General features: G+C 73.3%; 8 protein-coding genes. 6 read left to right on the top strand and 2 right to left on the bottom strand.

Features of this window, described 5'->3' with window-relative positions; genetic code table 11:
- Positions 1-44 precede the first annotated feature (44 nt).
- Positions 45-1,328, bottom strand: coding sequence for a DUF1015 family protein (locus ACFW9Z_RS31965; RefSeq protein WP_384646272.1), 1,284 nt, complete (start codon positions 1,326-1,328; stop codon positions 45-47).
- Between the two features lie 72 nt (positions 1,329-1,400).
- On the opposite strand from ACFW9Z_RS31965, the gene ACFW9Z_RS31960 reads away from it, so the two are divergent.
- Both ACFW9Z_RS31960 and ACFW9Z_RS31955 read left to right on the top strand, forming a co-directional pair.
- The gene (locus ACFW9Z_RS31960; protein WP_384646270.1) at positions 1,401-2,435 is read left to right on the top strand and encodes an HAD-IIA family hydrolase; all 1,035 of its coding nucleotides are present in this window, start codon (positions 1,401-1,403) and stop codon (positions 2,433-2,435) included.
- Positions 2,436-2,554: 119 nt separating this feature from the next.
- On the top strand, positions 2,555-3,355 hold the full coding sequence (locus tag ACFW9Z_RS31955; protein WP_384646267.1) for an ABC transporter ATP-binding protein: 801 nt from the start codon (positions 2,555-2,557) through the stop codon (positions 3,353-3,355).
- 72 nt (positions 3,356-3,427) lie between these two features.
- Here ACFW9Z_RS31955 and ACFW9Z_RS31950 read toward each other — a convergent pair whose 3' ends face one another.
- Positions 3,428-3,775: an SCP2 sterol-binding domain-containing protein gene (locus ACFW9Z_RS31950; protein ID WP_384646265.1), complete on the bottom strand. Its 348-nt coding sequence runs from the start codon at positions 3,773-3,775 to the stop codon at positions 3,428-3,430.
- Between the two features lie 42 nt (positions 3,776-3,817).
- Between ACFW9Z_RS31950 and ACFW9Z_RS31945 the strand changes: the two genes are divergently transcribed.
- From ACFW9Z_RS31945 to recN, 4 genes are all read left to right on the top strand, one after another.
- Positions 3,818-4,210 carry a hypothetical protein gene (locus ACFW9Z_RS31945; RefSeq protein WP_384646263.1) on the top strand — a complete coding sequence of 131 codons (393 nt, stop codon included), beginning with the start codon at positions 3,818-3,820 and terminating at the stop codon, positions 4,208-4,210.
- A gap of 7 nt (positions 4,211-4,217) precedes the next feature.
- A complete protein-coding gene (locus ACFW9Z_RS31940) occupies positions 4,218-5,033 on the top strand; it encodes a TlyA family RNA methyltransferase (RefSeq protein ID WP_384646260.1) in 816 nt (271 codons plus the stop codon).
- Positions 5,034-5,053: 20 nt separating this feature from the next.
- Entirely contained in the window at positions 5,054-5,959 is a 906-nt protein-coding gene (locus ACFW9Z_RS31935) for an NAD kinase (protein ID WP_384646258.1), read from the top strand.
- A 95-nt stretch (positions 5,960-6,054) separates the two neighbouring features.
- Entirely contained in the window at positions 6,055-7,800 is a 1,746-nt protein-coding gene (gene recN / locus ACFW9Z_RS31930; RefSeq protein ID WP_384646256.1) for a DNA repair protein RecN, read from the top strand.
- Positions 7,801-8,256 lie beyond the last annotated feature (456 nt).

Genomic DNA, 8,256 nt, shown 5'->3' with positions numbered 1-8,256 from the left:
TCCCCAGGGAGTACCGCCCCTCTCTCCTGCGCCGACCGGTTTCCTCAGTCGAGCGCCAGGCTCCGCATGACCAGGCCCGTCGCCGGCTTCGGGCCGAACGATGTCGACTTACGGGGCATGGTGACGCCCTGCCTGGCCAGGTCCCGGACGACCTCTTCGCGTACCGGGTGCATGAGCACCGCCGTGGCGCCGAGCCGTTCCGCCTGTTCGACGGCTGCCTCGGTGTCGTGGATGTAGCCGATGTGTTCGGGGGCGTCGGGGATCCGCCAGACCTCGTCGAGCAGCGCCGAGTGAAGGACCGTCGCGTCCAGCGTGCGCCACGCCTCGGGGCGGTCCGTCCGGATCGTACGGGCCAGCAGGGCCGGGTCCGGGCGGTCCACCAGGTGGAAGCCGCCGTCGCCTGCGAGGAGGAACGCGTTGCCCTCCGCCGCCGCACCGGCCAGGGCGTCGAGCGCGCGGGGGAGCGGGCCTTCCACCGTACGGATCCGGAAGAGGCCCGAGAGTCCTTCGAGCGCCCGGGCCACCGGCAGGCCCCGCAGGAGCCGGTGGATCGCGCGGACCTGGAGCGGGTGGCGGGTCGTGTCGACGAGCAGGACCAGGCCGAAGTCCCAGGGGCCCGGGGCGGTCCGCTCCCGCTGGAGCCGGAGGTAGGTGGCCCAGCGGTGGTGGCCGTCGGCGATCAGGGCCTGGTGGTGGGCCAGGTCCGTCTCGATCGCGGTGCGCTCGGCCGGGTCGGTGACCGCCCAGAGGCGGTGGTGGAACCCGTCCTCCGTCGTGGTGGAGAGCAGCGGGGGGCGCTCGGCCGTGCGCTCGATGACCTCCGCCGCGCCTTCCCGGTCCCGGGTGCCGTCGCTGCGGTAGGTCAGCAGCAGCGGCTCCAGGTGGGCCTGCATCGTGCGCATCAGCTCCGCGCGGTCCGCGACGACGTCATCCATGACGTCCTCGTGCGGCAGGACGATGCCCTCGGCGGCGGGGGAGAGGGCCAGGGCGCCGATCAGGCCGCGCTGGAGGATCTGGTCGTTGCGCTGCTCGTAGACGTACAGCGCGGGCGTCGGGTCCGGGGCGATGACGCCCTCGGTCAGCCAGCGCTCCAGCGTCCTCGCCGCCTGCCGGTGCCGGTCCCCGGCGGTGTCCGCCTGGGGGAGGATGAGGCGCACGATGTTGTGCGGGTCCGCCGATTCCAGGTGGTGCAGACCGTCGGGCCGGACGACCACGTCGTACGGGGGCGAGGTCACCGCGGCGAGGCTGCCGACCCGCTCGGGGACGTAACGCAGTCCGCGGAACGGGATCAGCCGCAGCCCCTGCTCATCGGGACCTGAAGTGTTCATTTGAGCATCGTATGTGTGCACCGGGCATGCGCGATGATCGGGGGAGATTCACGGATGAGGAGCAGAGCCGATATGAGCCAGCAGCAGGACAGGTACCGCCCCTCGGGGAGCAGCGCGGCGCTGAGCGCGGCCTACGACACGGCTCTGCTCGACCTGGACGGGGTGGTGTACGCGGGGGGCGAGGCGATCGTCCACGCCGTGGAGTCGCTGACCACCGCGCGGGACGGCGGGATGCACCTCGCGTACGTCACCAACAACGCCCTGCGCACGCCGGACGCGGTGGCGGAGCACCTGACGGAGCTCGGTGTGCCCGCCGAGGCCGCCGACGTGATCACCTCGGCCCAGGCGGTCGCCCGGCTGATGGCCGACCAGCTGCCCGCCGGGTCCCGGGTGCTGGTCGTCGGCGGCGAAGGGCTGCGGGTCGCCCTGCGGGAGCGCGGTCTGGTGCCGGTGGAGTCGGCGGACGACGGGCCGGTGGCCGTGGTCCAGGGGTACGGGGGGCCGGAGCTGGCGTGGGGGCGGTTCGCCGAGGCGAGTTACGCCGTCGCGCGCGGGCTGCCGTGGTACGCGTCCAACACCGACCTGACCATTCCGGGTGCCCGCGGCATCGCGCCCGGCAACGGCGCCGCCGTGGAGGTCGTACGGATCGCCACCGGAGCCGAACCGCAGGTCGCGGGCAAGCCGTTGCCGCCGATGCACCGGGAGACCGTGCTGCGGACCGGGGCGGAGCGGCCGCTCGTCGTCGGGGACCGGCTGGACACGGACATCGAGGGCGCGTTCAACGGGGGCGTGGACTCGCTGCTCGTGCTGACCGGGGTGACGGACGCGGCCCGGCTGCTCGCCGCCCCGCCGCAGCACCGGCCGACCTATGTGGACCGGGACCTGCGGGGGCTGCTCACCGGGCAGCCCGAGGTGACGGACGCGGGCGGCGTCTTCCGGTGCGGGGGGTGGACCGCGGTCGTACGTGACGGGGAGGAGCTGGTCCTGGAGGGCGAGGGGGACCCGCTGGACGGGCTGCGGGCGCTCTGCGGTGCCGCGTGGACCTTCGCCGGGGACGGGGCGTTCGGGCTGGACACGGGCAAGGCCGTCGCCGCGCTCGGGCTGTAGCCGCCCGGGACCCGGGGTCAGGGGTGCCAGGAGGAAGATAGGCTAACCTAACTTGGTGTTGGTCGGAGGTCTGCCCGGCCCTGATCCGCCGGACACCCTCTGACTCCGGGAGTACGACCATGCAGCGCCTCACCGCAGAATCGGTGACCCTCGGCTACGACCAGCGGGTCATCGCCGAGGATCTCTCGGTCGAGATACCCGACAACTCCTTCACCGTGATCGTCGGGCCCAACGCCTGCGGCAAATCGACGCTGTTGCGCTCGCTCGCCCGGATGCTGAAGCCGAGCCGGGGGCAGGTGCTGCTCGACGGGCAGATCATCCACCAGCTGCCCGCGAAGAAGGTCGCCCGGACGCTGGGGCTGCTGCCGCAGTCCTCCATCGCGCCCGACGGCATCACGGTCGCCGACCTCGTCGCCCGGGGCCGCTACCCCCACCAGGGGCTGCTGCGGCAGTGGTCGCCGGAGGACGAGCGGGTGGTCCAGGAGTCCATGGAGTCGACCGGTGTGGACGGCCTGGCCGACCGCTATGTCGACGAACTCTCCGGCGGTCAGCGCCAGCGGGTCTGGATCGCCATGGCCCTGGCCCAGCAGACGCCGCTTCTCCTGCTCGACGAGCCGACGACGTATCTCGACATCCAGCACCAGATCGATGTCCTCGACCTCTGTGCGGAGCTGCACGAGACGCAGGGGCGCACGCTCGTCGCCGTACTCCACGATCTGAACCATGCCGCGCGGTACGCCACGCATCTCATCGCGATGCGGGACGGGGAGATCGTCGCGGAGGGGGCGCCGTCGGACGTGGTCGACGCGGAGCTGGTGGAGCGGGTGTTCGGGATGCGGTGTCAGGTGATCGACGATCCGGAGACCGGGACGCCGCTGGTCGTGCCCGCGGCCCGGAAGGCGCGCAAGGTCGCTGCCTGAGGGTGGTGGGCGAGTGCGGGTGGCGCCCTTGCCGGGCGCTTTGTCCTCAATCGCCGGACGGGCTTGATGGTGCTACAGCAGCGATCGCAGCTTCAGCAGGTCCCTGAAGCCCGCCTCCAGGCGTACGCGGCCCGATGCCCACGCCTTCGCGAAGTTCAGGTCGCCGTCCACCAGGGACACCAGATCGTCGCCCGTCATCGCGAGCCGGATCTCGGCCTTCTCTCGGGGCGGGCCCTCGATCGTGTCCTGCACCCGGATCCGGCCATCGGCCAGGCGGCCGGTGAACGTGATGTCGAGGTCCTTGATGTGACAGCTCAGCGAGCGGTCGAGGGACGCGGCGCTGCGCACGTCGCCCTCGGCCGTCGCGAGGTTGTCGGAAAGTTTGTCGAGTGCGCTGCGGCACTCCGCCATGGTCGCCATCGTGCTCGACGGTACACCGGCCCGTCGCGGTAGCGTTTCGGCATGAGCGACTGGATGCCGGAGGCGGAGGTGCCGCCCGTGAGCACGCCCGGGGAGCCGGACAGACCGGGCGATGGACCGGTGACCGGGGAGCCGGACCTGCCGGGGGACGGGCCGGAGGCCGGCGCGCCCTCCTTCGAGCCCGCCGAGCCCGCGCCCCTGGGGGTGGAGCGCACCCCCACCGGCCGGGCCGAGGTCGATGCCCTGCTGGAGCGGCTGGCCGATGCGGACCACCTCCCGGCGGACGGGCACACCGAGGTGTACGAGGATGTACACCGTGGGCTCAAGGACGCGCTGACCTCGCTGGACGCCCGTCCGGCCGCCGCACCCACCCCCGCACCCGGGCCCAGGCCCGTAACCCCGCCCGCGTACGACACGCACGACCACAGGAGCTGAACCGAACGTGGCAGGAGTGGCACGTCGCCGCCTCGACGCCGAGCTGGTACGCCGCAAGCTCGCCCGCTCGCGCGAGCACGCGAGTCAGCTGATCGCCGCGGGCCGGGTCACCGTCGGCCGGACCACCGCGACCAAACCCGCCACCCAGGTCGAGACCGCCGCCGCGATCGTCGTGACCAAGGACGACGACGACCCCGAGTACGTCTCGCGCGGCGGCCACAAGCTGGCTGGGGCGCTCGCCGCCTTCGTCCCGCTGGGGCTGGCCGTCGAGGGGCGGCGGGCGCTGGACGCGGGTGCGTCCACCGGCGGGTTCACCGATGTGCTGCTGCGGGCCGGGGCCCGGCAGGTCGTCGCCGTCGACGTCGGGTACGGGCAGCTCGCCTGGTCGCTCCGGTCGGATGAACGCGTCGTCGTCAAGGACCGTACCAACGTACGGGAGTTGACGTCGGAGGACATCGGCGGAGAGGCGGTGGACCTGGTGGTGGGGGATCTGTCCTTCATTCCGCTCGGGCTCGTGCTGCCCGCTCTGGCCCGGTGCGCGGCGCCCGACGCGGACCTGGTCCTCATGGTCAAGCCGCAGTTCGAGGTGGGCAAGGAGCGGCTCGGCAGCGGCGGAGTGGTGCGGAGCCCGGAGCTGCGTGCCGAGGCGGTACGTGAAGTGGCGCGCCGGGCCTGGGGACTCGGCCTCGGGGTGCGGGGGGTGACGGCCAGTCCGCTGCCCGGCCCCTCGGGGAACGTCGAATATTTTCTGTGGCTGCGGGCCGGTGCACCTGAGCTGGATCCCGCGGATGTCGACCGTGCAGTGGCGGAGGGGCCTCGTTGACGACGAATGTGGCGACGAACGTGACGACGAATGCGGCACGAACAGTCTTTCTTCTGGCGCACACCGGCCGCCCGGCCGCGATCCGCAGTGCGGAGCTCGTCGTCCAGGGGCTGCTGCGCAACGGGCTCGGCGTACGGGTCCTGGCGACCGAGGCGGCCGATCTGCCGCTCCCGGACGCCGTGGAGACGGTGACCGACACCTCGCCCGCCGCCGTGGACGGCTGCGAGCTGCTGATCGTCCTCGGCGGTGACGGCACCCTGCTGCGCGGCGCGGAGTTCTCCCGCGCCTCCGGGGTGCCGATGCTCGGCGTCAACCTGGGCCGCGTCGGCTTCCTCGCCGAGGCCGAGCGCGACGACCTCGACAAGGTGGTCTCGCGGGTCGTCACCCGCGACTACGACGTCGAGGAGCGCATGACGATCGACGTCCTCGTGCACAGCAACGGTGACATCGTCCACACCGACTGGGCGCTCAACGAGGCGGCCGTGCAGAAGGTGTCGCCCGAGCGGATGCTCGAAGTCGTCCTGGAGATCGACGGGCGGCCGGTGACCGGGTTCGGCTGCGACGGGATCGTCTGCGCGACCCCGACCGGTTCGACCGCGTACGCCTTCTCGGCGGGCGGGCCCGTCGTCTGGCCCGAGGTGGAGGCGCTGCTGATGGTCCCGATCAGCGCCCACGCCCTGTTCGCCAAGCCCTTGGTGACCTCCCCGACCTCCGTCCTCGCCGTCGAGGTCCAGCCGCACACCCCGCACGGGGTGCTCTGGTGCGACGGCCGGCGGACCGTGGAGCTGCCCGCCGGAGCGCGGGTCGAGGTGCGGCGCGGGGCGGTGCCCGTACGGCTGGCGCGGCTGCACCAGGCCTCGTTCACGGACCGGCTGGTGGCGAAGTTCGCGCTGCCCGTCTCGGGGTGGCGGGGCGCGCCCCACTGACGGTCGCCGAGGGGGTCCGACGGCCCTGGCCTACCCGGGAGAGTGAATCCGGGAGCGGGGGCCGTCGCGCGTCCGCCTCGGAACCTCGTAAGGTCATGTCCGTGTTGGAGGAGATGCGGATACGGTCGCTCGGAGTCATCGACGACGCGGTGGTGGAGCTGTCACCCGGTTTCACCGCGGTGACGGGTGAGACCGGCGCGGGCAAGACCATGGTCGTCACGAGCCTCGGGCTGCTGCTCGGCGGGCGCGCGGACCCCGCCCTCGTACGGGTCGGGGCCAAGGCCGCGGTCGTCGAGGGCAGGATCACGGTGTCCGAGGGCGACGCGGCGGCGCTGCGGGCCGAGGAGGCCGGGGCGGAACTCGACGACGGTGCGCTGCTCATCAGCCGTACCGTTTCGGCGGAAGGACGCTCACGGGCCAATCTCGGCGGCAGATCCGTGCCGGTGGGGGTCCTCACCGAGCTCGCGGACGAGCTGGTCGCCGTGCACGGCCAGACCGACCAGCAGGGCCTGCTCAAGCCCGCGCGGCAGCGGCAGGCGCTGGACCGGTACGCGGGGGCCGGTGTGGAGGTCCCGCATGCGAAGTACGCGGCGGCCTACCGGCGGCTGCGGGCCGTCGCCGCGACCCTGGAGGAGCTGACCACCCGGGCCCGGGAGCGGGCCCAGGAGGCGGATCTGCTGCGGTTCGGGCTGAACGAGGTCGCGGCCGTCGAGCCGTTGCCGGGGGAGGACGCCGAGCTGGCCGCCGAGGCGGAGCGGCTCGGCCACGCGGAGGCCCTCGCCTCCGCCGCCTCCCTCGCGCACACCGCGCTGGCGGGGAACCCGGAGGACCCGGAGAGCGTCGACGCGACCACCGTGGTCGCCGCGGCCGGGCAGGCGCTGGACGGGGTCCGGGCCCACGACCCGGCGCTGGCCGCGCTGGCCGACCGGATCGGGGAGATCTCCATCCTGATCGCGGACGTCTCGGGCGAGCTGGCCGGGTACGCCGACCAGTTGGAGGCCGATCCGCTGCGGCTGGCCGCCGTGGAGGAGCGCCGGGCGGCGCTCACCACTCTGACCCGTAAGTACGGTGAGGACATCGCGGCCGTGCTCGCCTGGGCGCAGGAAGGGGCGGGCCGGCTCACCGAGCTGGAGGGCGACGACGAGCGGATCGGCGAGCTGACGGCCGAGCGGGACGCGCTGCGCACCGAACTCTCCGTACTGGGCCAGGCGTTGACCGACGCCCGTACGGAGGCCGCCGCCCGGTTCGCGGAGGCGGTGACCGAGGAACTGGCCTCGCTCGCCATGCCGCACGCCCGGGTCTCCTTCGCCATCCGGCAGACCGAGGCGGCCGACGAGGCGTCCGGTATCGACATCGGCGGGCGGAGCGTCGTCTACGGCCCTTCGGGCGCGGACGAGGTGGAGCTGCTGCTCGCCCCGCACCCGGGGGCCCAGCCCCGGCCGATCGCCAAGGGCGCTTCGGGCGGTGAGCTGTCCCGGGTGATGCTCGCGGTGGAGGTCGTCTTCGCGGGCTCCGACCCGGTGCCCACGTACCTCTTCGACGAGGTCGACGCGGGGGTCGGCGGCAAGGCGGCGGTCGAGGTCGGGCGGCGCCTGGCCAAGCTCGCCCGGTCCGCGCAGGTGGTGGTCGTGACGCACCTGCCCCAGGTGGCGGCCTTCGCCGACCGGCAGCTCCTGGTCGAGAAGACCGTGGACGGCTCGGTGACCCGGAGCGGGGTCACCGTCCTGGAGGGCGAGGACCGGGTACGGGAGCTGTCCCGGATGCTGGCCGGCCAGGAGGACTCCGAGACGGCCCGCGCCCATGCGGAGGAACTGTTGGAGACGGCGCGCAAGGACGGTTGACGAGGTGTACGGGGCCGGGCGGGGGTCTCCCGTCCGGCCCCGTACGCGTGTCTGGGCTTCCTCCATGGGTACGAGCGTGAGCAGGGCCGTCGCGTTGTCGCAGGTCTTGTCGGTGTGGGGCTGTACGGAGTGCTCAGCCGCCGTACGGACCCCGCCTGGCTGCGGACCAGTCACGCGGGCCGGACGGTCACCCTGTACGCCGGTCCCGCGGCCGTGCTCGGGGACACCGGGGCCCATGGACTCGGGGCCGCGCTGGGGGTCGGTCCGGCCCGGTGTGGTGGGTGTCCCGGGGGCCGTACGGGGCGTGCCACCCTGGCTGCCGGGCTGGTCGTGGCCGCGGTGAACGGGGAGCGGGTCAGTGGAGTCGCACGGGGTGCCTCGGGGGTGCTGAGGAACGTGGTGGGGGCTGCGGGGTGATGGGCGGGAACACCTGCGCGGCGGCAACTTCGCGCCTCT

Source organism: Streptomyces sp. NPDC059452, assembly GCF_042750035.1.
In the GTDB taxonomy this organism is placed as follows: Bacteria; Actinomycetota; Actinomycetes; order Streptomycetales; family Streptomycetaceae; genus Streptomyces.
Note: the sequence above shows the minus strand (reverse complement) of the source record. Positions and strands in the feature narration are given on the sequence as shown.